The organism is Actinacidiphila cocklensis (assembly GCF_907177275.1).
GTDB lineage: Bacteria > Actinomycetota > Actinomycetes > Streptomycetales > Streptomycetaceae > Actinacidiphila > Actinacidiphila cocklensis.
In genome coordinates, this window is sequence record NZ_CAJSLV010000125.1 from 128,916 (window position 1) to 150,569 (window position 21,654).

20 protein-coding genes and 1 tRNA gene are annotated in these 21,654 nt (G+C 72.7%); 14 read left to right on the forward strand and 7 right to left on the reverse strand.

Annotation, left to right across the window (positions count from 1 at the left end; genetic code table 11):
• The first annotated feature begins 101 nt into the window (after window positions 1-101).
• The 12 genes from NFU81_RS39920 (at window position 102) to NFU81_RS39975 (ending at window position 14,014) form a co-directional block, all read left to right on the forward strand.
• Entirely contained in the window at window positions 102-500 is a 399-nt protein-coding gene (locus NFU81_RS39920) for a hypothetical protein (protein ID WP_251502091.1), read from the forward strand.
• A 114-nt stretch (window positions 501-614) separates the two neighbouring features.
• Window positions 615-1,472 (forward strand): TatD family hydrolase, encoded by an 858-nt coding sequence (locus NFU81_RS39925; RefSeq protein WP_251502097.1) that lies wholly within the window; start codon window positions 615-617, stop codon window positions 1,470-1,472.
• A 46-nt stretch (window positions 1,473-1,518) separates the two neighbouring features.
• Entirely contained in the window at window positions 1,519-2,661 is a 1,143-nt protein-coding gene (locus tag NFU81_RS39930) for a resuscitation-promoting factor (protein ID WP_251502099.1), read from the forward strand.
• Window positions 2,662-2,770: 109 nt separating this feature from the next.
• Complete coding sequence (gene rsmA / locus NFU81_RS39935) at window positions 2,771-3,628, forward strand: 16S rRNA (adenine(1518)-N(6)/adenine(1519)-N(6))-dimethyltransferase RsmA (RefSeq protein WP_251502101.1); 858 nt, start codon at window positions 2,771-2,773, stop codon at window positions 3,626-3,628.
• Window positions 3,629-3,658: 30 nt separating this feature from the next.
• A complete protein-coding gene (locus NFU81_RS39940; protein WP_251502104.1) occupies window positions 3,659-4,567 on the forward strand; it encodes a 4-(cytidine 5'-diphospho)-2-C-methyl-D-erythritol kinase in 909 nt (302 codons plus the stop codon).
• A 378-nt stretch (window positions 4,568-4,945) separates the two neighbouring features.
• Entirely contained in the window at window positions 4,946-6,742 is a 1,797-nt protein-coding gene (locus tag NFU81_RS39945; RefSeq protein WP_251502107.1) for an ABC-F family ATP-binding cassette domain-containing protein, read from the forward strand.
• A gap of 264 nt (window positions 6,743-7,006) precedes the next feature.
• Window positions 7,007-8,665, forward strand: coding sequence for a PQQ-binding-like beta-propeller repeat protein (locus tag NFU81_RS39950; RefSeq protein ID WP_251502110.1), 1,659 nt, complete (start codon window positions 7,007-7,009; stop codon window positions 8,663-8,665).
• Window positions 8,666-8,908: 243 nt separating this feature from the next.
• Complete coding sequence (locus tag NFU81_RS39955) at window positions 8,909-9,586, forward strand: helix-turn-helix transcriptional regulator (protein ID WP_251502282.1); 678 nt, start codon at window positions 8,909-8,911, stop codon at window positions 9,584-9,586.
• A 210-nt stretch (window positions 9,587-9,796) separates the two neighbouring features.
• Window positions 9,797-10,849, forward strand: coding sequence for a galactose-1-phosphate uridylyltransferase (gene galT / locus NFU81_RS39960; protein ID WP_251502113.1), 1,053 nt, complete (start codon window positions 9,797-9,799; stop codon window positions 10,847-10,849).
• Complete coding sequence (gene galE / locus NFU81_RS39965; RefSeq protein WP_251502116.1) at window positions 10,846-11,826, forward strand: UDP-glucose 4-epimerase GalE; 981 nt, start codon at window positions 10,846-10,848, stop codon at window positions 11,824-11,826. Before galT ends, galE begins: the two co-directional genes overlap by 4 nt.
• Window positions 11,823-12,953, forward strand: a complete 1,131-nt coding sequence (galK, locus tag NFU81_RS39970) for a galactokinase (RefSeq protein ID WP_251502119.1) — start codon at window positions 11,823-11,825, stop codon at window positions 12,951-12,953. The genes galE and galK overlap by 4 nt, the downstream gene beginning before the upstream one ends.
• A 260-nt stretch (window positions 12,954-13,213) precedes the next feature.
• Window positions 13,214-14,014 carry a response regulator transcription factor gene (locus tag NFU81_RS39975; RefSeq protein ID WP_251502122.1) on the forward strand — a complete coding sequence of 267 codons (801 nt, stop codon included), beginning with the start codon at window positions 13,214-13,216 and terminating at the stop codon, window positions 14,012-14,014.
• On the opposite strand, the gene NFU81_RS39980 is transcribed toward NFU81_RS39975, so the two are convergent.
• The gene (locus tag NFU81_RS39980) at window positions 13,973-14,470 is read right to left on the reverse strand and encodes a MarR family winged helix-turn-helix transcriptional regulator (protein WP_251502124.1); all 498 of its coding nucleotides are present in this window, start codon (window positions 14,468-14,470) and stop codon (window positions 13,973-13,975) included. The genes NFU81_RS39975 and NFU81_RS39980 overlap by 42 nt on opposite strands.
• A 136-nt stretch (window positions 14,471-14,606) precedes the next feature.
• Between NFU81_RS39980 and NFU81_RS39985 the strand changes: the two genes are divergently transcribed.
• Complete coding sequence (locus NFU81_RS39985) at window positions 14,607-15,446, forward strand: trans-aconitate 2-methyltransferase (RefSeq protein ID WP_251502127.1); 840 nt, start codon at window positions 14,607-14,609, stop codon at window positions 15,444-15,446.
• Window positions 15,447-15,488: 42 nt separating this feature from the next.
• Here the strand turns inward: NFU81_RS39985 and NFU81_RS39990 are convergent, their stop codons facing one another.
• The 6 genes from NFU81_RS39990 to NFU81_RS40015 form a co-directional block, all read right to left on the reverse strand.
• Window positions 15,489-15,983, reverse strand: a complete 495-nt coding sequence (locus tag NFU81_RS39990; RefSeq protein ID WP_251502130.1) for a hypothetical protein — start codon at window positions 15,981-15,983, stop codon at window positions 15,489-15,491.
• Window positions 15,984-16,045: 62 nt separating this feature from the next.
• A complete protein-coding gene (pth, locus tag NFU81_RS39995) occupies window positions 16,046-16,639 on the reverse strand; it encodes an aminoacyl-tRNA hydrolase (protein WP_251502133.1) in 594 nt (197 codons plus the stop codon).
• 147 nt (window positions 16,640-16,786) lie between these two features.
• Complete coding sequence (locus tag NFU81_RS40000) at window positions 16,787-17,410, reverse strand: 50S ribosomal protein L25/general stress protein Ctc (protein WP_251502136.1); 624 nt, start codon at window positions 17,408-17,410, stop codon at window positions 16,787-16,789.
• A 184-nt stretch (window positions 17,411-17,594) separates the two neighbouring features.
• A complete protein-coding gene (locus tag NFU81_RS40005; protein WP_251502139.1) occupies window positions 17,595-18,572 on the reverse strand; it encodes a ribose-phosphate diphosphokinase in 978 nt (325 codons plus the stop codon).
• Between the two features lie 229 nt (window positions 18,573-18,801).
• Window positions 18,802-20,247 (reverse strand): bifunctional UDP-N-acetylglucosamine diphosphorylase/glucosamine-1-phosphate N-acetyltransferase GlmU, encoded by a 1,446-nt coding sequence (gene glmU / locus NFU81_RS40010; protein WP_251502142.1) that lies wholly within the window; start codon window positions 20,245-20,247, stop codon window positions 18,802-18,804.
• A gap of 74 nt (window positions 20,248-20,321) precedes the next feature.
• Window positions 20,322-20,392, reverse strand: a tRNA-Gln gene (locus NFU81_RS40015).
• Window positions 20,393-20,617: 225 nt separating this feature from the next.
• Here NFU81_RS40015 and NFU81_RS40020 point away from each other — a divergent pair.
• Window positions 20,618-21,613 carry an acyl-CoA desaturase gene (locus NFU81_RS40020; RefSeq protein WP_251502145.1) on the forward strand — a complete coding sequence of 332 codons (996 nt, stop codon included), beginning with the start codon at window positions 20,618-20,620 and terminating at the stop codon, window positions 21,611-21,613.
• Window positions 21,614-21,654: the final 41 nt, after the last annotated feature.

The following is a 21,654-nucleotide window of genomic DNA, read 5'->3' on the forward strand; positions in this document are numbered from 1 at the left end:
GCTTCGGACACGGCCCGTGCGGCGGCCGGAAACGGGGCGTTCGCTGGGGAGTGGAAGTCCCGTTCCGGGCGCGGTGCCCGGAGGGCGCGCAGGAGCTGCACATGAGCGACACCATAGGAAGCGGACCCAGGCCCCAGGCCGCCGACGCCGGCGCGAACGTCGTGCACGAGGCGTACTCCTTCGCCTGCATGAACTGCGGCCACGGCTGGGAGCAGGCCTACGAGATCGAGCACCACGTCGACACCTTCGGGCGCTCCTACGTCACCTACCTCGCCGACGGCACCCAGGTGCCGTCCCCGCTGACCCACCCCACCTGTGACAACTGCGACGGGCACCGGGTGCGCATCATGTGCGCCGGGCGGGTCGCGGGCGTGGCGGCCGCCCAGCCCGTGGCGCACCGGGCGGCCGCGGTGCCGCCGGGCGCGGCAAGGACGCCGCGCCACTGGCCGTCCCTGCACTTCCTGCACCGCGGGCACGACAGGGGCCAGGCGGGGGAGTGAGCGGTGGGCTCGGCACATTGCCGAGCCTGCGCACATAGCGGCGGGGCTGGGGACATTGCCGCGCCCACGGGCCGCCGCCGCGGGCACTCGGGGCGGGTCCCTAGGATCGGGGGCATGCCAGACAGGGACAGCAAGAAGCCGACCGCACCGCCGGCGCCCGAGCCGCTGCGGGTCGCGGTCGCCGACTCCCACACCCACCTCGACATGCAGTCCGGCAGCGTCGCGGACGCCGTGGCCCAGGCCGCCGCTGTCGGCGTCGACACGCTCGTCCAGGTCGGCTGCGACCTCGCAGGGTCGCGCTGGGCCGCGGAGACCGCGGCCGCCTGGGACAGGATCTGGGCCTCCGTGGCGCTGCACCCGAACGAGGCGCCGCGCGTCGCGGACCGCGCGTCCGGCGGCGGCCGGGCCGGGCTCGACGCCGAGATCGACGCCATCGACGCGCTCGCCGCGCTGCCGCAGGTCCTCGGGGTCGGCGAGACCGGCCTTGACTACTTCCGCACAGGACCCGAGGGCGTCGCGGACCAGCAGCACTCCTTCCGGCGGCACATCGACATCGCCAAACGCCGCGGCAAGGCGCTGGTCATCCACGACCGGGACGCGCACGCGGACGTGCTGCGCATCCTGGCGGAGGAGGGCGCACCCTCCACCGTGGTCTTCCACTGCTACTCGGGCGACGCCGAGATGGCCAAGGTGTGCGCCGAGCACGGCTACTACATGTCCTTCGCCGGGACCGTCAGCTACAAGACCGCGCAGAACCTGCGGGACGCGGTCGCCGTCGCCCCGCGCGAGCTGCTGCTGGTCGAGACCGACGCGCCCTTCCTGACCCCCGTGCCCTACCGCGGTCGGCCGAACGCGCCCTACCTCATTCCGGTCACGCTGCGCGCGATGGCCGCGGCCAGGGGAGACGACGAGGACCAGCTCGCGGCCGCGATCGCCGCCAATACCGCACGGGCGTTCGGCTACGACACGTGAGGTGAATGCGGCACTTTGCGGCTTTTAGGCTTTAAGGTCCGGCGTCGTGGGCAATCAACTCGCCGGACACGCGCGCAGGCTCGTACCGCAGACACTCGTCGTGGCGGTGCTCGCCGGCGGCGCCGGGGCGTATGTCGTGGCCGACAAGACCGTCCGGCTCACCGTCGACGGGCGGGTGCGGACCGTGCACACCCTCGCCGCGGACGTCGACGGCGTCCTGCGGCAGCAGCACATCGCGGTCGGCGGGCACGACATCGTGGCGCCCGCGCCCGGGCATCCCCTGCACGACGGCGACACCGTGGCCGTACGCTACGGCCGCCCGCTGACACTCACGCTCGACGGGCGGCAGCAGCGGGTCTGGACGACGGGGACCACCGTCGCCGCGGCCCTGCGGCAGCTCGGCGTCCGGGCGGACGGCGCCTTCCTCGACGCCTCGCGCGGCGCCGCCATCGGGCGGCACGGGCTGGTGCTGTCGGTCCGCACGCAGCGGAGGGTCACCGTGGTCGCGGACGGGCGCGCGCACATCGTGCGCACGCACGCGATGACCGTCCGCGGGGCCGTCGCGGACGCCGGGCTCCTCCTCGGCCCCCAGGACACGGTGTCGCCGGGCGCGGGCGCCTTCCCGCAGGACGGGCTCGCCGTGACGGTCGCCCGGGTGCGGACCGCGCAGGCGACCCGCCGGGAGCCGGTGCCCTACCGGGTCGTGCGGCACCGCGACCCGTCCCTGCCCCGCGGGACCACCGTCGTGGACGTGGCCGGGCGGGCCGGGCTGCGCGAGCTCCGCTACGACGTCCGTACCGTCGACGGTGTGGCGAGCGCCACCCGCGTCGTGAGGTCCCGGGTCACCCGGGCGCCCGTCGCCGAGGTCCGCCGGGTCGGGACGGGCCGCCCTGCCCGGTCTCCCCGGCCCCGAGTGACCTCCGGGACCTCCCGGGCCTCCGCGGCATCTCCGGGGCTGGACTGGCATGCGCTCGCCCTCTGCGAGTCGGGTGGGCGGCCCCACGTGGTGGACCCGTCCGGGCGCTACGGCGGCCTCTACCAGTTCGACGTCAGGACCTGGCGCGGCCTGGGCGGCCGGGGCCTCCCCCAGAACGCCGGCCCCGCGGAACAGACGGTCCGCGCGCAACGGCTCTACGCCACGCGCGGCACCGCCCCCTGGCCGGTGTGCGGCCGCCACCTCCTGCGCTAGCGCGCGAGCCGCCACCTCCTGCGCCAGCGCGCGCCTGGGCAGGCCGCGGGGAGAAGGTCCCGGGGCCGCGTGGACCGGGGGGAGGGAGGGAACGATTAGCCTAGGGCGCGTGAGTGGCACTGAGAGCGACGCCCTTCTGGGACCCGCGGACGTCAGGGAGCTGGCCGCGGCGCTCGGCGTACGGCCGACGAAGCAGCGCGGGCAGAATTTCGTGATCGACGCGAACACCGTACGGAGGATCGTGCGGACCGCGGGGGTCAGGCCCGACGACACGGTCGTCGAGGTCGGACCGGGCCTCGGCTCGCTCACCCTGGCCCTGCTGGAAGCCGCCGCACATGTCACGGCGATCGAGATCGACGACGTCCTGGCCGCGGCGCTGCCCGCGACCGTGGCGGCGCGGCTGCCCGCAAGGGCCGAACGCTTCGACCTGGTCCACAGCGACGCCATGGCGGTGACGGAGCTCCCCGGCCCGCCGCCCACGGCCCTCGTGGCGAACCTGCCGTACAACGTCGCCGTGCCCGTACTGCTGCACATGCTCGCGACCTTCCCCGGCATCGAGCGCACCCTCGTCATGGTGCAGTCCGAGGTCGCCGACCGGCTCGCCGCGGGGCCGGGCAACAAGGTCTACGGCGTGCCGTCCGTGAAGGCCAACTGGTACGCCGACGTCAAGCGGGCCGGCGCCATCGGGCGCAGCGTCTTCTGGCCCGCGCCCAACGTGGACTCCGGGCTGGTGGCCCTGGTGCGGCGCGACCCGCCGCGTACGACGGCGAGCCGCCAGGAGGTCTTCGCGGTGGTCGACGCCGCGTTCGCACAGCGCCGCAAGACGCTGCGGGCCGCACTCGCCGGGTGGGCGGGGTCCGCAGCGGCCGCGGAGGCCGCGCTGGTCGCCGCCGGGGTGTCCCCGCAGGCCCGCGGGGAAGCACTGACGGTCGAGGAGTTCGCGGCCGTCGCCGAGCACAAGCCGTAGCTGTTCGCCGTAGCCGTAGCTGAGGAGCCCATGCCCGTGAGCACCGTCACCGTCCGTGTGCCCGCCAAGGTCAACGTCCAGCTCTCCGTCGGCGGCCGGCGCCCCGACGGCTTCCACGACCTGGCCACAGTCTTCCTCGCCGTCGGCCTCTACGACCACGTCACCGCGACGCCCGCGGACGGCCTGCGGATCACCGCGGCCGGGCGGGACGTGGGCCGGGTCCCGCTCGACGCGACGAACCTCGCCGCCAGGGCGGCGGTGGCGCTCGCCAAGCGGTACGGCGTCGAGCCGGATGTGCACCTGCACATCGACAAGGACATCCCCGTGGCCGGGGGCATGGCCGGCGGGTCCGCCGACGCGGCCGGCGCGCTGGTCGCGTGCGACGCGCTGTGGGGCCTCGGGGCGCCCCGCGAGGAGCTGCTCGCGCTGTGCGCGGAACTGGGCAGCGACGTGCCCTTCTCCCTGGTGGGGGGTGCCGCGCTCGGGACCGGGCGCGGGGAGATCCTGACGCCGCTGGAAGTCGGCGGGGAATTCCACTGGGTCTTCGCCGTCGCGGAGGGCGGCCTGTCGACGCCGGACGTCTACCGCGAGTGCGACCGCCTGCGGCTGGCCGGCGGGGGGAGCGACCTCGCCGCGGACCTTCCCGCGCCCGGCGCGGACGCGGCGCTCGTCGCCGCGCTGCGGGAGGGGTCGGCCGCCGCGCTGGCCGCGGCGCTGTCCAACGACCTGCAGGCCGCGTCCGTCGCGCTGCGGCCCGCGCTCGCCGACACGCTTGGCGCCGGCCTTGCCGCCGGCGCCCTTGCCGCACTTGTCTCGGGCTCAGGGCCTACGTGTGCCTTCCTCGCGCCTTCCGCGGCCGCGGCCGCGGAGCTGGCCGGCGCCTTCCCGGGCGGGGCCTACCCCGCGCTGTCACCTGCGGCGGGCGCGACGATCGTCTGACCCGGGGTCCCCCCGGGGTGCCCTTCCGGGTAGTCCCGGGACCTTCCCGCGGTGGGGGTTCCCCTTGCGGTGCCATGACGCCTTGCGCCCGGCGGGGGCGGGCGCGCAGTTCCGCCCCCAGAGCTTCGCCCGGGGATACCCCAGTGCCGCTGAGGTCCTGCCCCTTGCCCTGGCCGGTCGCCTTTCCCGCCGTGTCGGCCGGGCCCGCAGTTTCCCGCGCCCTTTTGGCCAGCCTGCGTCCTCCGCCGCACAGTGTTCGCCCCTGGCAGGGAGGGTGCACGCAAGGGGCAGGACCGCAGGGCCGCCGGGGGCGGGCGGGCGGGTGGGGGCGACTAGGGTGAGAGGGGAGTTGTTTTCTGGCGCTGGGAGAAGTCAAGAGTGGCCGTCAACCTGGTCAACGTCGAAGCCGTCGGCAAGACGTACGGCACGAGGGCGTTGCTGGACGCCGTCTCCCTGGGCGTGTCGGAGGGCGACCGCATCGGCGTCGTAGGGCGCAACGGGGACGGCAAGACGACCCTCGTGCGGATGCTCGCGAAGCTGGAGGAGCCCGACACGGGGCGCGTGACGCACCAGGGCGGGCTGCGCCTGGGCGTGCTGACGCAGCACGACAGCCTCGACCCGGCCGCGACCGTGCGGCACGAGGTCGTCGGCGACCGGGCCGACCACCAGTGGGCGGGGGACGCCCGGATCAGGGACGTGCTGACGGGGCTGTTCGGCGGTCTCGACCTGCCGGGCTTCCCCGCGGGCCTGGACACCGTGATCGGGCCGCTGTCGGGCGGTGAGCGGCGCCGTATCGCGCTGGCGAAGCTGCTGATCGACGAGCAGGACCTGATCGTGCTGGACGAGCCGACCAACCACCTCGACGTGGAGGGCATCGCCTGGCTCGCGGAGCACCTGCGCTCCCGCAGGTCCGCGCTGGTGGTGGTGACGCACGACCGCTGGTTCCTCGACCAGGTGTGCACCCGGATGTGGGACGTGCAGCGCGGCTCGGTCTACGAGTACGAGGGCGGCTACAGCGACTACGTCTTCGCCCGCGCCGAGCGCGAGCGCATCGCGGCGACGGAGGAGACCAAGCGGCAGAACCTGGTCCGCAAGGAGCTGGCGTGGCTGCGCAGGGGCGCCCCGGCGCGGACGTCGAAGCCGCGGTTCAGGATCGAGGCGGCGAACGCCCTGATCGAGGACGTGCCGCCGCCGCGGGACACCGCGGAGCTGATGAAGTTCGCGAACTCCCGGCTGGGCAAGACCGTCTTCGAGCTGGAGGACGTGACCGTCACGGCGGGGCCGAAGCAGTTGCTGCGGCACATCACCTGGCAGCTCGGCCCCGGTGACCGGGTCGGCCTGGTGGGGGTGAACGGCGCGGGCAAGACCTCGCTGCTCAAGGCCCTGGCCGACGCGGCGGTGAGCGACGGCGACCGGCAGCCGGCCGCGGGACGGATCGTGGTCGGCAAGACGGTGCGGCTGGCGTACCTGTCGCAGGAGGTCGCGGAGCTGGACCCGACCTGGCGGGTGCTCCAGGCGGTGGAGGCGGTACGGCAGCGGGTCGACCTCGGCAAGGGCCGGGAGATGACCGCAGGCCAGCTGTGCGAGAAGTTCGGCTTCACCAAGGAGAAGCAGTGGACGCCGGTCGGCGACCTGTCCGGCGGCGAGCGGCGCCGGCTGCAGGTGCTGCGGCTGCTGATGGACGAGCCGAACGTGCTGTTCCTCGACGAGCCGACCAACGACCTGGACATCGAGACGCTGACCCAGCTGGAGGACCTGCTGGACGGCTGGCCGGGCTCGATGGCCGTGATCAGCCACGACCGGTACTTCCTGGAGCGCACCACCGACCGGGTCTTCGCGCTGCTCGGCGACCAGACCCTGCGGATGCTGCCGCGCGGGGTGGACGAGTACCTGGAGCGCCGCCGGGCGATCGAGCAGGCCGCCGTGCCGCCGGCGCCGCCTGCCAAGGAGCGGCCGGCCGGCGACACCCGGGCGGCGAAGAAGGAACTGCAGCGCATCGAGCGGCAGTTGGACAAGCTCGGCGACAAGGAGAAGACGCTGCACACGCGGATCGCCGAGCACGCAACGGACTTCGCGAAGGTCGCGGAAATCGACGCGGAGCTGCGGGCGTTGCGCGAGGAGCGCGAGGACCTGGAGATGCGCTGGCTGGAACTCGCCGACGACAGCGGGCAGTAGGCGGCAACGGAGGCGGCGGTGCGGGGTCGGGGAGAACGTGTAGCAGGCCGGTAACGGAACAGCGGCGGCCTGCGGGGGCAACCCTGGCGGAGTGATAGAAAGAATTTCCGCCAACCCGACCCCCAGCATGAGTTCGAAGAGGTCCCGCTGATGTCGCAGCCGCCCCCGCCGCCAGGCAACCCGCCCGAGTTCGGGAAGCCGTCCGACGGCGCTGTGCCGCCCCCACCGGGTCCTCCGCCGCCTCCGCAGACGCAGCAGCCGCAGATGCAGCAGCCGCAGACCCCGCCCCCGCCGCCCGGCTACGGCTATCCGGCGCAGACCCCGCCGCCGCCCCCGGGCGGCGGTTACGGCTACCCGGCCCCTGGCCAGCCGCAGCCCGGCGAGAACCCGTACGCGCAGCCGGTGCCGCCGGCGCAGAACCCGTACGCGCAGGCGCCCACCCAGGCGGCCTTCCAGCCGCAGGGTCCGCCGCCCCCGCCGTACGCGAGCGGTGCCCCGCAGTACCCGGGCCAGCCGCAGTACGGCCAGGTGCCGCCGCAGGGGCCGTACGGCTACCCGCAGCAGCCGTATCCGGGCGGTCCTGGCGGCGGGCGCTCGAACAACAAGCTGGTGATCATCATCGCCGCCGTGGTGGCGGTGGTGCTGCTGGCCGCCGGCGGTGTCTACCTCGCGACCAAGAGCGGCGGCAACGACCCCGACCCCAAGCCGACCGCGAAGCCCACCGGCAGCGGCGGCCCGGCCCCGACCTCCGCACCGCACTCCACGGAGCTGCAGTTCGGCTGGAACAAGCCGGCCGACAAGGTCGCCGAGAAGGACAACCTCAAGACGGTCTTCGGGATCTGGTTCACCGACAAGTACGTGGTGAAGGGCGAGATCGACAAGGTCGTCGCCTATGACGAGGCCACCGGCAACCAGGCCTGGACGCTGCCCGCGCCCTCCCGCGGCGACTGCGCGGCGGCCAGGGACACTTACCAGAACCTGGCGGCGATCCAGTACGGCCCCAGCTGCAACAAGGTGATGGTCTTCGACCTGACCACCGGCGCGCAGAAGTGGTCGGTGGACCTGCCGGGCGCCACCGGCAGCAAGACGGACTTCGACTACTCGCAGATGGCGATCAGCGGCGACACGGTCGGCGTCGACTGGCTCAGCGGCTCCATCGGCTACCGGCTGTCCAGCCACGCCATCCTGTGGCAGGGCGGCAACGGCAACTGCGAGGACGACGGCTACGGCGGCGGAAGCCAGTTCGTGGTGATCGTCAACTGCGACTACCAGACCTACAAGGTCCAGGTCATCGACCCGGACAACCACGGCAAGGCGAAGTGGACCTGGACCGCCCCCGGCGGCACCGAGGTCAACGCGATCGTCTCCACCGACCCGGTCGTGGTGGTGCTCGGCACCGACAACAGCAGCGCGACCGACGTCGTCACCCTCGCCGGCGGCCGGATGCAGTCCAGGATCTCGCTGGGCACCGACAAGTACGACGTCTCCCTCGGCGACAACGGGGCGCAGGACGTGCACAACGTGCTGGTCAGCAAGGACACCGTCTACCTGACGCTGCGCAGCCAGGGCGACAGCAAGGGCCAGGTGCTGAGCGGCATCGTCGCGTTCAACACCAGCGACGGCAAGCAGAAGTGGGTCGCCAAGCCGGCCGACAAGCAGGACATCCTCGCGGTGGACTTCGTGGACGGCCAGGTGCTCGCCCTCGAACCGCCGGACTACGACGTGCCGGGCCAGCTGGTCACCGTCGACCCGGCGACCGGTGCGATGAAGAAGTTCGCCGGCTTCACGGACGGTTCGAAGGACCACGTCGACCTGTCCGACCTGGAGAACTACCCCTACTGGCACAACGGGCACTTCTACCAGGTGACCCACACCGTCTACGAGGGCAACGACGACGAGATGTACCTGGTCGAGTTCCACTGACGGTCCGCCGGGCGCTCAGCCGTCCCGGCGACCGCCCGATCCGCGCGCCCCCTGCCGGCAGGCAGTCCGGAATTCCCGGAGATTCTGCCCGGTTGGGGGCGCGCGGGTCTGGGGCAAGCGTGTAACTTCGCGGCCTGGACCCATACCGTGCGCGGCGGCGGTTGGGACCGGCTCGGGCGCGGTATGGACAGGGAACGGGGGCGGCGGCGGAGCGGACCCCCGGGGGGATGGGGGATGGCCGACATGGGCGTACGCCTCGTCGTGGTCGACGACCACCGGCTGCTCGCCGAGGCGCTGGCCTCGGCGCTCAAGCTGCGCGGGCACCGCGTGCTGGCCGCGTCCGCGCCCTCGGGCGGCGCGGCGGAGCTGGTGCTGACCCGGCTGCCCGAGGTGTGCCTGTTCGGTACGGCGGCGCCCGCGGAGCCCGGCGCCTTCGACGCGGTCGCCAGGATCAAGCGCGAGCGGCCGGGCATCGCGGTGGTCGTCCTCGGCCCGGTGTCCGACCCGCGCGGCATCGCGGCGGCCTTCGCGGCCGGCGCGTCGGGCTACGTGCGGCACGACGAGCGCATAGAGGGCGTGGAGCGGGCTCTGGCCAAGGCCAGGGCCGGTGAGGTGGCGGTGGCCCAGCCGCTGCTCCAGGGCGCCTTCGCCGAGCTGCTCAACCCGGCGCAGCAGCCGGACGACGAGGGCATGCGGCTGCTGGAAATGCTGACCCCGCGGGAGATCGAGGTTCTGGTCCGGGTCGCCGAGGGCGAGGACACCCGGCTGATCGCCGCCGGGATGCGGATAGCGCCCAGCACCGCGCGGACGCACGTGCAGCGCGTGCTGATGAAGCTGGGGGTCGGCTCCCGGCTGGAGGCGGCCGCGCTGGCCGCACGCACCGGCCTGCTCGACCGTGCGGCGGCTCCGGGGCCGCGCTGACCCGGGCGGCTTTCCACCGCCCTGCGTGGGGTACGGCCAGGTCCGGTCACGCTTCTGTTCGGCTTTGTTTGGTTGTGCCCGAAACCGACAGCACCCTTCGTACAGCTTATTAACTCAACTTCACCTGCCCTCGCGCATTGACTGCGCTGTTCTGTCATGATTCATTGTGTGCGGTTATGTTGAGTGATTGTGGTGTGAGGGGTCTGCAGGGTGAAGAAGACGACGACCCGGCTCGCGGATGGCCGCGAACTGATCTACTACGACGCTGAGGACACGGCCGACGCCGTGGTCCGCGACGCCGTCGACCGCCGTCCGCTGGAGCCCGTCGCCACCCACTCCGAGCTGCGCCAGGACCGGCTGCTCGGCGACACCGTGGCCATCGCCTCGCACCGCCAGGGCCGCACCTACCACCCCCCGGCCGACGAGTGCCCGCTGTGCCCGTCGACGCAGGACCGGCTCAGCGAGATACCCGACACCGACTACGAGGTCGTGGTCTTCGAGAACCGCTTCCCCTCGCTGGCCGGCGACGCGGGACGCTGCGAGGTGGTCTGCTTCACCTCCGACCACGACGCCTCCTTCGCCGACCTCACCGAGGCCCGCGCCCGGCTGGTGCTCGACGCCTGGATCGACCGCACCCGGGAGCTGTCCCAACTGCCCGGCGTCGTCCAGGTCTTCCCGTTCGAGAACCGCGGCAAGGAGATCGGCGTCACCCTCGGCCACCCGCACGGCCAGATCTACGGCTACCCCTTCGTCACCCCGCGCACCTCGCTGATGCTGCGCACCCTGGCCGAGCACCGCGAGCGCACCGGGCGCAACCTCTTCGACGACGTGCTCGCCGACGAGATCGCCGACGGCCGGCGGATCGTGCTCTCCAGCGAGCACTGGACCGCCTTCGTCCCGCACGCCGCCCACTGGCCGTACGAGGTGCACCTCTTCCCGAACCGCCGGGTGCCCGACCTGCTGGCCCTCGGCGAGGACGCGCGCGCGGAGTTCCCGCGCGTCTACCTGGAGCTGCTGCGCCGCTTCGACCGGATCTTCGGTCCCGACCAGCCGCCCACGCCGTACATCTCCGGCTGGCACCAGGCGCCCTTCGGCGAACCCGCGCGACGCGACTTCGGACTGCACCTGGAACTTTTCACGATTCGCCGCACATCGGGCAAGCTGAAGTACCTTGCGGGGTCCGAATCGGGCATGGGCGCGTTCATCAACGACGTGCCGCCGGAGGCCGCCGCGCTGCGACTGCGAGAGGTAGCGAGCCAGTGAGTAAGAGCCCCAGGAAGCTGCTGGTCACCGGTGGAGCCGGCTACGTCGGGTCGGTGGTCGGCGCCCATCTGCTGGCCGCAGGGCACCGGGTGACCGTGCTCGACGACCTGTCCACCGGCTTCCGCGCAGGGGTGCCCGACGGCGCCGACTTCGTCGAGGGCCGGATCCAGGACGCCGCCAAGGTGCTCGACGGCTCCTACGACGCGGTGCTGCACTTCGCCGCGTCCTCGCAGGTCGGCGAGTCGGTCGCCGACCCGGCCAAGTACTGGCGCAACAACGTCGGCGGGACCCTCGAACTGCTCGACGCCATGCGCGCGTCCGGGGTCCGCACCCTGGTCTTCTCCTCCACCGCCGCCACCTACGGCGAGCCGGCGTCCGTCCCCATCACCGAGGACGCGGTCACCGCCCCCACCAACCCCTACGGCGCCACCAAGCTCGCCGTCGACCACATGATCAGCGGCGAGTGCGCGGCCCACGGCCTGGCCGCGGTGTCCCTGCGGTACTTCAACGTGGCGGGCGCGTACGGGAAGTACGGCGAGCGGCACCACCCCGAGTCGCACCTGATCCCGCTGGTGCTGCAGGTCGCCCAGGGCCGCAGGGACGCCATCGCCGTCTACGGCGACGACTACCCGACGCCCGACGGCACCTGCCTGCGCGACTACATCCACGTCGCCGACCTGGCAGAGGCGCACCTGCTCGCGCTCGATCATGCGGCGGCCGGCGAGCACCTGATCTGCAACCTCGGCAACGGCAGCGGATTCTCCGTCCGCGAGGTCATCGACACCGTCCGCCGGGTCACCGGGCACCCCATCCCCGAGTCCGCGCAGCCGCGCCGGGCCGGCGACCCCGCCGTGCTGGTCGCCTCCGCGCAGCGCGCCAGGGACCGGCTCGGCTGGCAGCCCACCCGCACCGACCTCGCGGAGATCGTCCGCGACGCCTGGAACTTCGCCCAATCCCTCGGGGAGGACGCACGATGACGGACCTCGGCATAGCCTTCAAGGACGTCTTCGGGCGCGCGCCCGAAGGCTGCTGGGAGGCGCCAGGACGGGTCAACCTGATCGGCGAGCACACCGACTACAACGACGGCCACGTGCTGCCCTTCGCGCTCCCGCAGACCACCAGGGCCGCGGTCGCCCGCCGCGACGACGGCCTGCTGCGGGTGCACTCCGCCGACATGGACGGCGGCGTCGTCGAGCTGCGGATCGACGACCTCGCCCCCGGTACCGGCGCCGGCTGGGCCACCTACCCGGCCGCGGTGCTGTGGACGCTGCGCGAGGCGGGACACCCCGTCGGCGGCGCCGACATCCACTACGACAGCACGGTGCCGGTCGGCGGCGGCCTGTCCTCCTCCGCCGCCCTGCAGGTCGTCACCGCGCTCGCGCTCGGCGACCTGCACGGGGTGGAGATCGGCCGGCAGGAGCTGGCGCTGCTGTGCCAGCGCTCGGAGAACGTCTACGTCGGTGCGCCGGTCGGCGTCATGGACCAGACCGCGTCCGCGTGCTGCACCGAGGGACACGCGCTGCACCTCGACGTCCGCGGCCTCGAACAGCGGCAGGTGCCGCTGGACCTGGCGGGGAACGGCCTCACGCTGCTGGTGGCCGACACGCGTGTCAAGCACGCCCACGCCGACGGGGCGTACGCCTCGCTGCGGTCCGGCTGCGAGGCGGCCGCCGCGGCGCTGGGCCTGTCCGCGCTGCGGGACGTGCCCTACGAGGGCCTGGGCGCCGCCCTCGACGCCCTGCCCGACGAGCGGCTGCGGCGGCTCACCCGGCACGTCGTCACCGAGAACCGGCGCGTCGAGGACGTCATCGCGCTGCTGGACGCGGGGCGCATCCGGGACATCGGCCCCGTCCTCACCGCCGGCCACGTGTCCCTGCGGGACGACTTCCAGGTTTCCTGCCCGGAGCTCGACCTGGTCGTCGACACGGCGCTCGCCTGCGGCGCGCTGGGCGCGCGCATGACCGGCGGCGGCTTCGGCGGCTCCGCGATCGCCCTGGTCCCCGCCGAGTCCGTCCCGGTGGTCACCGCCGCCGTCCAGGCCGCCCTCCCGGCGTCCCGCATCTTCTCCTCCACCCCCGCGCAGGGTGCCCACCGCCTGTCCTGACTCCCGGCCCCCTTCGGCAGGGCTCCCCCTGCCGAAGGGGGCGAAGTTGCCCGGATGGGCAAGTTCCGTCAAGACGGCGCCAATGTCCGGGGAAACCCCTACGCTTTTCCCACAACGCCGGTGGGGGCCGGCGTTCATCAGGGGGCGAGACGCACGGGATTCGGCACCCGTGCCCGGGGCGGCGGTCCCGCCACGGGTGCCGGATCCCACGCGAACAGGCCCTGCCACTGGGGGAGTGCCGTACAGCGGGAGTGGTGTCCGTGGGACGAATCCGCGTGCTCGTCGTCGATGACCATCGCATCTTCGCCGAGTCGCTCGCCGCCGCACTCGCGGCGGAATCCGACGTCGACGTCTCGGCGGCCGGCAGCGGGCCCGCCGCCCAGCGCTGCCTGGACCGCGCGGCGGTCGACGGCCGGCGCTACGACGTCCTGCTGGTCGACGCCGACCTGGGCACAGGTCCGCGGGACCACAGGCCGCAACTGGCCGCCGTGCCGCCGCTGTCCGAGCAGCGGCGGGCGGAGCCGCGCGACCCCGTCATCGACGGCCTCGCGCTGGTCGAGAGGGTCCGCGCGGAACACCCGGGCACCCGCACGGTGGTGCTGGCCGAGCGGGACGACCCGCATCGTGCGGCCGTCGCACTGCAGGCCGGCGCGTCCGGCTGGGTCGCCAAGGACTGCTCGCTGTCCCGGCTGCTCGCCGTGGTGCGCGGGGTTCTGCGGGACGAGACGCATCTGCCGCCCGCCCTGCTGACCGGTGTGCTGCGGGAGCTGACCGCGGCCCGCAGGCACCGCACCGAGAGCGAGCAGCTGGTCGAGTCGCTGACGCCGCGCGAGCAGGAGGTGCTGCGCTGCATGGTCGCGGGCCTGGGCCGCAAGGCGGTCGCCGAGCGGCTGTTCCTGTCCCCGCACACGGTCCGCACGCACATGCAGAACGTGCTGGGCAAGCTCGGTGTGCACTCGACGCTCGCGGCCGTGGCGCTGGCCCGGCGGGCGGGCGTGGGACCGGTGGAACTGGTCCCCTCAGCCGGGGACGTTGTCGAACGGCGCGGTCAGCTGTCGTAGCAGCGCCGCCAGTTCGGCCCGCTGGGCCTGGCTCAGCTCGCCCAGGATGGCACGTTCCTGGGCGAGCAGGCCGGCCAGCGCCCGGTCGGCGCGGTCCTGCCCGGCCGGGGTGAGCCTGACCAGGACCCCGCGGCGGTCCGAGGGGTCGGGGAGCCGCTCGACCAGCCGCTTCTCCGCGAGCCTGTCGATCCGGTTGGTCATCGTGCCCGACGTGACCAGCGTCTGGGTGAGCAGCTGCCCCGGTGAGAGCTGATACGGGGTGCCCGCGCGCCGCAGCGCGGTGAGCACGTCGAACTCCCACGGCTCCAGGCTGTGCTCGGCGAAGGCCAGCCGCCTGGCCCGGTCCAGGTGCCGCGCGAGCCTGCTGACCCGGCTGAGCACCTCCAGCGGTTCGACGTCGAGGTCGGGGCGCTCACGGCGCCATGCAGCGACCAGACGGTCGACCTCGTCCTCCATGGAGATCAGTGTAATAGGTCTGTCGATATGAAGTCTCTTGACATCAAGATAACCGGGGGAGGACTCTGGAAGCGAAGGGCAGAACCTGGCCTTCCGCTTTCGGCAGCGGTTCCGTACCACCCAGGGAGTACGAACGATGCACGCAGCACCGACGTGGGACCCACACCAGTATCTCCGGCACGCCACCCACCGCACCCGCCCTTTCCTCGACCTTCTCGCCCGGGTCGCCGAACCGCCCGGCGGTGACACCCCCCGGATAGCCGACGTCGGCTGCGGCCCCGGCAACGTCACCGCACTGCTCGCCGACCGCTGGCCGGCCGCCCGTGTCACCGGCCTCGACAGCTCCCGCGAGATGCTCGCCTCGGCCGCGGAGCACGCCGGACCCACCCCGGGCGGCGGCACCCTGGACTTCCGCCGCGCCGACGCCGCCGAATGGACGCCGGACGAGCCGTACGACCTGATCGTCTCCAACGCCGCGCTCCAGTGGGTGCCGGGCCACGCCGACCGCTTCGGCGACTGGCTCGACCACCTCACCCCCGGCGGCACCCTCGCCTTCCAGGTGCCCGGCAACTTCACCGCGCCCAGCCACGCCCTGCTCGCCGAGCTGTGCGACACCCCGCAGTGGCGCGGGCGGCTCGACGGCCACGGCAGGCGGTACGTCCACATCCTCAGCCCCGCCGAGTACCTGGAACGCCTCACCGAGCTCGGCTGCGCGGAGGTGGACGTCTGGGAGTCCACCTACGTGCAGCTGCTGCAGGGCGAGGACCCGGTCCTGGAGTGGACCAAGGGCACCGCCCTGCGCCCGGTCCTGACCGCGCTGGACGGCGACCCGGAGGCGGCGCGCGAGTTCGTCGGCCAGTACCGCGACCTGCTGCGCAAGGCGTATCCGCCGGGGCCGCACGGCACGGTCTTCCCCTTCCGGCGGATCTTCGCCGTCGCCCGCACGGCCGCCGGCTCCGCCGGCACCGCCCGGTGAACCGTCCGCCCCCGTGCCCACCCGGGCCGGGGGCGGACCCGCCTACAGGGTCAGGAAGGCGCCGGCCAGCAGCGCCGCGCCGCAGCCGGCCGTGGCCCAGGCGGTGCGGTGCATCCGCAGGCCGCCGGCCAGGACGACGGCGGCCAGCAGCAGGGCGCCGCCGAAGGGCACCCAGGCGAACAGCACGCCGCCCCAGCCGGCCCTGACGGCCTTGTCCGTACCCGGCTCGATGGCGACGGGTATCTTCGCGCCGGTGGTGTGCCTGATCGGCAGGCTGATCGTGACCTTGGCGCGGGCGGTGGCGGTGCCCTTGGGCGCGAAGGGGCCGGTGCAGACCGAGTCGCCGCAGCTCACCAGCGTCATCGTGCCGCGCTCGCGGCCCTTGGTGAGCATCACGTGCTGCGCGGTCCGCCACGAGTCCCAGGCGCCCGACACCAGCAGCAGCACCACCACCGCGGTCACGCCGGCGACCCGGGCCAGCAGCACCAGTCCCCAAGCGCCTTCCGCCACCCGGCGGGAACGGCTCCGTTTGACCATGCGGGCGATCTTTGGCCATGGCATGCCGTCCGGTCAAACCTGGTGGCCCGCTGCCGCCGCGGTCAGCTGTTGTACGTGCTCTGCGCGCGCTCCAGGCCGTCCGCGATCAGCGCCTCGACGGCGTCGGCGGCCCGGTCCACGAACCAGTCCAGCTCCTTGCGCTCGGTCGCGGAGAAGTCCTTGAGCACGAAGGCGGCCACGTCCATCCGCCCGGGCGGCCGGCCGATGCCGGCCCGCACCCGCAGGTAGTCCGGACCCAGCGACTTGGTGATCGACTTCAGCCCGTTGTGGCCGTTGTCGCCGCCGCCGAGCTTGAGCCGCAGCGTGGCGTAGGGGATGTCCAGCTCGTCGTGGACGGCGATGATCCGCTCGGTCGGCACCTTGTAGAAGTCCTTGAGCGCGGTGACCGGGCCGCCGGACAGGTTCATGAACGTCATCGGCTTGGCCAGCACCACCCGCCGGCTCGCGGGTCCCGGCGGGCCGATCCGGCCCTCCACGACCTGGGCCTGCGCCTTGCCCGAGCGCTTGAATCTCCCGCCGATCCGCTCGGCCAGCAGGTCGGCCACCATGAAGCCGATGTTGTGCCGGTTCGCCGCGTACTCCGGTCCCGGATTGCCCAGCCCGGCCACCAGCCAGGGCGCTGTGCTGTCGCTCATCCACGTCTCCAGGTCTCGGGGCGGGTGCGGGTGCGGGCGCGGTGCGGTGCCGCGGAAGGTGCGTCGTGCGGGGAGCGGAACGCGAATCCGCCGCCGCACCCCGAAGGGTACGGCGGCGGCCGGGAGTCACCGGACGGTGACGCCGGATCAGGCCTCTTCTGCGGCGGCTTCCTCGGCGGGAGCGGCCTCCTCGGCGGCCTCGCCCTCTTCCTCGGCCTCCTCGGTGACCTCGGCCTGCGCGGCCACGACCTGGATCACGACGGCGTCCTCGTCGACGGCCAGCGTGGTGCCCTTCGGCAGCGCGATGTCCTTGGCGAGGATGGAGGCACCGGCCTCCAGGCCCTCGACGTTAACCGTGACGCCCTCGGGGATGTGGGTGGCCTCGGCCTCGACCGGCAGGGTGTTGAGCACGTGCTCCAGCAGGTTGCCGCCGGGGGCCAGCTCGCCCTCGGTGCTGACCGGGATCTCGACGGTGACCTTCTCGCCGCGCTTGACCGACAGCAGGTCGACGTGCTCCAGGAAGCCCTTCAGCGGGTCGCGCTGCACGGCCTTGGGGATGACCAGCTCGGACTTGCCGTCGATGTCCAGCGAGATCAGGACGTTCGCGGTGCGCAGCGCGAGCAGCAGCTCGTGGCCGGGGACGGAGACGTGCTTGGGGTCGGCGCCGTGGCCGTAGACGACGGCGGGAACCTGGGCGGACCGGCGGATGCGGCGGGCGGCGCCCTTGCCGAACTCGGTGCGCAGCTGGGCGACGATCTTGACCTCGGACATGAGGTTCACTCCTCGTGGTGGCAGACGGTACGGTCGCCCGGCCCCGACGGGCCGATCCACGAATCCACAAGGATGAGGAGCGCGTCGATAACGGAGCCGGGTCCGGACGCAGACGTCCGGGGCCTCCCTCGCCGAGCAACGCGCACAGCGTAACCGGCGGGGAGGCCCCGGACGAAATCGATCTCTAGTGGCTGTCCTCGAACAGGCTGGTCACCGAGCCGTCCTCGAAGACCTCGCGCACCGCGTTGGCGATGGTCGGCGCCATCGACAGCACGGTGATCTTGTCGAGGTTCAGCTCGCCGGGGGTGGGCAGCGTGTCGGTCAGGATGAACTCGCTGACCTTGGAGTTCTTCAGCCGGTCGGCCGCCGGGCCGGACAGCACGCCGTGCGTCGCGGTGACGATGACGTCCTCGGCGCCGTTGGCGAACAGCGCGTCGGCCGCGGCGCAGATCGTGCCGCCGGTGTCGATCATGTCGTCGACCAGCACGCAGACCCGGCCCTTGACGTCGCCGACGACCTCGTGGACCTTCACCTGGTTGGCGACGTCGGGGTCGCGGCGCTTGTGCACGATGGCCAGCGGGGCGCCCAGCCGGTCGCACCAGCGGTCGGCGACCCGGACCCGGCCGGCGTCCGGCGAGACCACGGTCAGCTTGTCGCGGTCGACCTTGGAGCCGACGTAGTCCGCCAGGATCGGCAGCGCGAACAGGTGGTCGACCGGGCCGTCGAAGAAGCCCTGGATCTGGTCGGTGTGCAGGTCGACGGTCAGGATGCGGTCGGCGCCCGCGGTCTTGAACAGGTCGGCCATCAGGCGGGCCGAGATCGGCTCGCGGCCGCGGTGCTTCTTGTCCTGCCGGGCGTACCCGTAGAAGGGGACGATCACGGTGATGCTGCGCGCCGAGGCCCTCTTCAGGGCGTCCAGCATGATCAGCTGCTCCATGATCCACTGGTTGATGGGGCGGGTGTGGCTCTGGATCAAGAAGCAGTCGGCGCCGCGCGCCGACTCCTGGAACCGCACGTAGATCTCGCCGTTGGCGAAGTCGAAAGCCTTGGTCGGCACCAGCTCGACCTCGAGTTCCCGTGCCACCGCCTCCGCCAGATCGGGGTGGGCGCGGCCGGAGAAGAGCATCAGCTTCTTCTCACCGGTCGTCTTGATCCCGGTCACTGCACCGTCTCCTTGGTGTTCGACTGGTGTTCGACACAGCGACGCCCCGAAGTGGGCGTGCTGGCGGAATTGTGTGCACCCCACACGGTACGCCCCCTCCGGCGCATCTGTGCACCTCGGAGGGGCCGATGAGACGGCCCTCACTCACCCGTTCGACGACGCGCGCGGGGCCTGCGGAAAGGCGCGGCTCACCCGTTCGAAGACGCGCCGCGCCACCCTCCCGCAAGGGTCACTCGGACTCCTTGGCCCGCTCCGCCGCCTGCGCGGCCGCGCTGCCCGGGCGCTTGCGGGCGACCCAGCCCTCGATGTTGCGCTGCTGCCCGCGGGCCACCGCGAGCGACCCGGCGGGCACGTCCTTGGTGATCACCGAGCCGGCCGCCGTGTAGGCGCCGTCGCCGATCACCACCGGGGCGACGAACATGTTGTCGGAGCCGGTCTTGCAGTAACTGCCGACCGTGGTGTGGTGCTTGGCCTCGCCGTCGTAGTTGACGAAGACGCTGGCCGCGCCGATGTTGGTGTGGTCGCCGATGGTGGCGTCGCCCACGTAGCTCAGGTGCGGCACCTTGGTGCCGTCGCCGATCGAGGCGTTCTTCATCTCGACGTACGTCCCCGCCTTGGCGCCCCTGCCGAGCCTGGCGCCGGGCCGCAGGTACGCGTACGGCCCCACGTTCGCCTCCGGGCCGATCTCGGCCTCCTGCGCGACCGTGTTCGACACCCGGGCGTCCGCGCCGACCACCGTGTCGGTGAGCGTGCAGTTCGGGCCGACCTCGGCGCCCTGGGCCACCCTGGTGCTGCCGAGCAGCTGGGTGTTGGGGTGGATCAGGGTGTCGCGCTCCAGCACCACGCCGGCGTCCAGCCAGGTGGAGCCCGGGTCGACGATCGTGGCGCCGTCCAGCATGGCGCGCTGCAGCAGCCGGTCGTTGAGGACCCGGCGGGCCTCGGCGAGCTGCACCCGGTTGTTCACCCCGGCGATCTCGCGGTGGTCGGCCGCCGTGTAGGCGCCCACCCGGTGGCCCGCCTGGCGCAGGATCGCCAGGGTGTCGGTCAGGTACTCCTCGGCCTGCGAGTTGTCGGTGGTGACCTTGGTCAGCGCCTCCGCGAGCAGGGCGGCGTCGTAGGCGTAGACGCCGGAGTTGATCTCGCTGATGGCCTGCTGGTCGGGCGAGGCGTCCTTCTGCTCGACGATCGCGCTGACCTGGCCGTCGGTCAGGTCGCGCACGATCCGCCCGTAGCCGGTCGGGTCGGGGACCCTCGCGGTCAGCACGGTCACCGCGTTGGCGTCGGCGCGGTGCGCGGCCACCAGGGTGGCCAGCGTCTCGGCGGTCAGCAGCGGGGTGTCGCCGTAGGTCACCACGACCGTGCCGTCCGGGGTGAAGCCCTGCCGGGCCAGCTCCTCCAGGCCGACGCGGACCGCGTGCCCGGTGCCGTTCTGCTCCTCCTGCACGGCGGTCAGCGCGGCCGGGTCGGCCGCCGACAGGTGCTCGACGACCTGCTCGCGCCCGTGTCCGACGACGACGACCAGCTGCTCGGGTTCCAGCTCGCGGGCCGCGGCGACCACGTGGCCGAGCAGCGTGCGGCCGCAGATCGGGTGCAGGACCTTGGGGGTGGCCGACTTCATGCGAGTGCCCTCACCCGCGGCGAGGACGACGACGGCAGCCGGGCGTGTGGCGCTCACAGGGGAGACTCCTGGGCTTCGAGTGCAGGACACCCGCAGGATACCGAGGGCTTCCCGGCTACGACCACGTACTGCTCCGCCGCCAGGACTCGAACCCGGACTTAAGGCACCAAAAGCCCCAGTGCTGCCATTACACCACGGCGGATCAACTCGACCTTCCCCGTGTCGCGTCGGGAACGGCCGACCAGTCGGTCCCATCATGCCGTACCCGGCGGGGTGGACGCGACGGAGATCCGGGTAGGGATCGTTCGGCGGACGCCCGACACGGTCCTGTCGCCCGCCGTGCGCCGCTGCAATACTTACGGCGGCGTAGGTTACGGACGTAACCGCAGATAACCGCCCCCCACTTCCACATCCGCGAGGGACAGACATGACCACACAGCCGGACGTGATCACCGAGTCCCGGGATCCGGACCCCGGGACGTCAGGACAGGAAGCGCAGTCCAGCGCCACGCTCGGAGGTGAGAGCAAGCGCTCCATCGAGCAGATCGCACTGCTGATCTTCATCTGCATCCCCTTCGTGGCTCTGGCCGCCGCGGTGCCGCTGGCGTGGGGCCGCGGCATGAGCTGGCTCGACCTCGGCCTGATGGTGGGGATGTACTTCCTGGGCTGCCACGGCATCACCATCGGCTTCCACCGGCACTTCACCCACGGCTCGTTCAAGGCCAACAGGCCGCTGAAGATCGCGCTGGCCATCGCCGGTTCGATGGCCGTCGAGGGGCCGATCGTGCGCTGGGTCGCGGACCACCGCAGGCACCACAAGTTCAGCGACGCGGAAGGCGACCCGCACAGCCCGTGGCGGTACGGCGAGACGCTGCCCGCGCTGATGAAGGGCCTGTGGTGGGCGCACATGGGCTGGCTCTTCGACGAGGAGCAGACCTCGCAGGAGAAGTTCGCCCCCGACCTGATCAGGGACCCCGCGATCCGCCGCATCTCCCGCGACTTCTGGCTGTGGACGGCGATCTCCCTGCTGCTGCCGCCGGTGGTGGGCGGCCTGGCCACCATGTCGTGGTATGGCGCCTTCACCGCCTTCTTCTGGGGGTCGCTCGTTCGGGTGGCTCTGCTGCACCACGTGACCTGGTCGATCAACTCCATCTGCCACGCGGTGGGCAAGCGCCCGTTCAAGTCGCGCGACCGCTCGGGCAACGTGTGGTGGCTCGCGGTGCTCTCCTGCGGCGAGTCGTGGCACAACCTCCACCACGCCGACCCCACCAGCGCCAGGCACGGCGTGCTGCGCGGCCAGATCGACTCCAGCGCGCGCGCCATCCGCTGGTTCGAGATGGCGGGCTGGGCCACCGACGTCCGCTGGCCGACCCCGGAGCGGATTGCCGCCCGACGCCAAGAAGACGTCAAAGAAGCGGCATGATTGATCTGTGAGCGACGGCAGAGACGACAGGGCGACGACGA

Bases quoted from the DNA above. Each gene is read 5' to 3' on its own strand.
- NFU81_RS39920 (WP_251502091.1), top strand. From the start codon at position 102: ATGAGCGACACCATAGGAAGCGGACCCAGGCCCCAGGCCGCCGACGCC.
- NFU81_RS39925 (WP_251502097.1), top strand. From the start codon at position 615: ATGCCAGACAGGGACAGCAAGAAGCCGACCGCACCGCCGGCGCCCGAG.
- NFU81_RS39940 (WP_251502104.1), top strand. From the start codon at position 3,659: ATGCCCGTGAGCACCGTCACCGTCCGTGTGCCCGCCAAGGTCAACGTC.
- NFU81_RS39950 (WP_251502110.1), top strand. From the start codon at position 7,007: ATGCAGCAGCCGCAGACCCCGCCCCCGCCGCCCGGCTACGGCTATCCG.
- NFU81_RS39955 (WP_251502282.1), top strand. From the start codon at position 8,909: ATGGGCGTACGCCTCGTCGTGGTCGACGACCACCGGCTGCTCGCCGAG.
- galK (WP_251502119.1), top strand. From the start codon at position 11,823: ATGACGGACCTCGGCATAGCCTTCAAGGACGTCTTCGGGCGCGCGCCC.
- NFU81_RS39980 (WP_251502124.1), bottom strand. From the start codon at position 14,470: ATGGAGGACGAGGTCGACCGTCTGGTCGCTGCATGGCGCCGTGAGCGC.
- NFU81_RS39985 (WP_251502127.1), top strand. From the start codon at position 14,607: ATGCACGCAGCACCGACGTGGGACCCACACCAGTATCTCCGGCACGCC.
- NFU81_RS39990 (WP_251502130.1), bottom strand. From the start codon at position 15,983: ATGGTCAAACGGAGCCGTTCCCGCCGGGTGGCGGAAGGCGCTTGGGGA.
- pth (WP_251502133.1), bottom strand. From the start codon at position 16,639: ATGAGCGACAGCACAGCGCCCTGGCTGGTGGCCGGGCTGGGCAATCCG.
- NFU81_RS40000 (WP_251502136.1), bottom strand. From the start codon at position 17,410: ATGTCCGAGGTCAAGATCGTCGCCCAGCTGCGCACCGAGTTCGGCAAG.
- NFU81_RS40020 (WP_251502145.1), top strand. From the start codon at position 20,618: ATGACCACACAGCCGGACGTGATCACCGAGTCCCGGGATCCGGACCCC.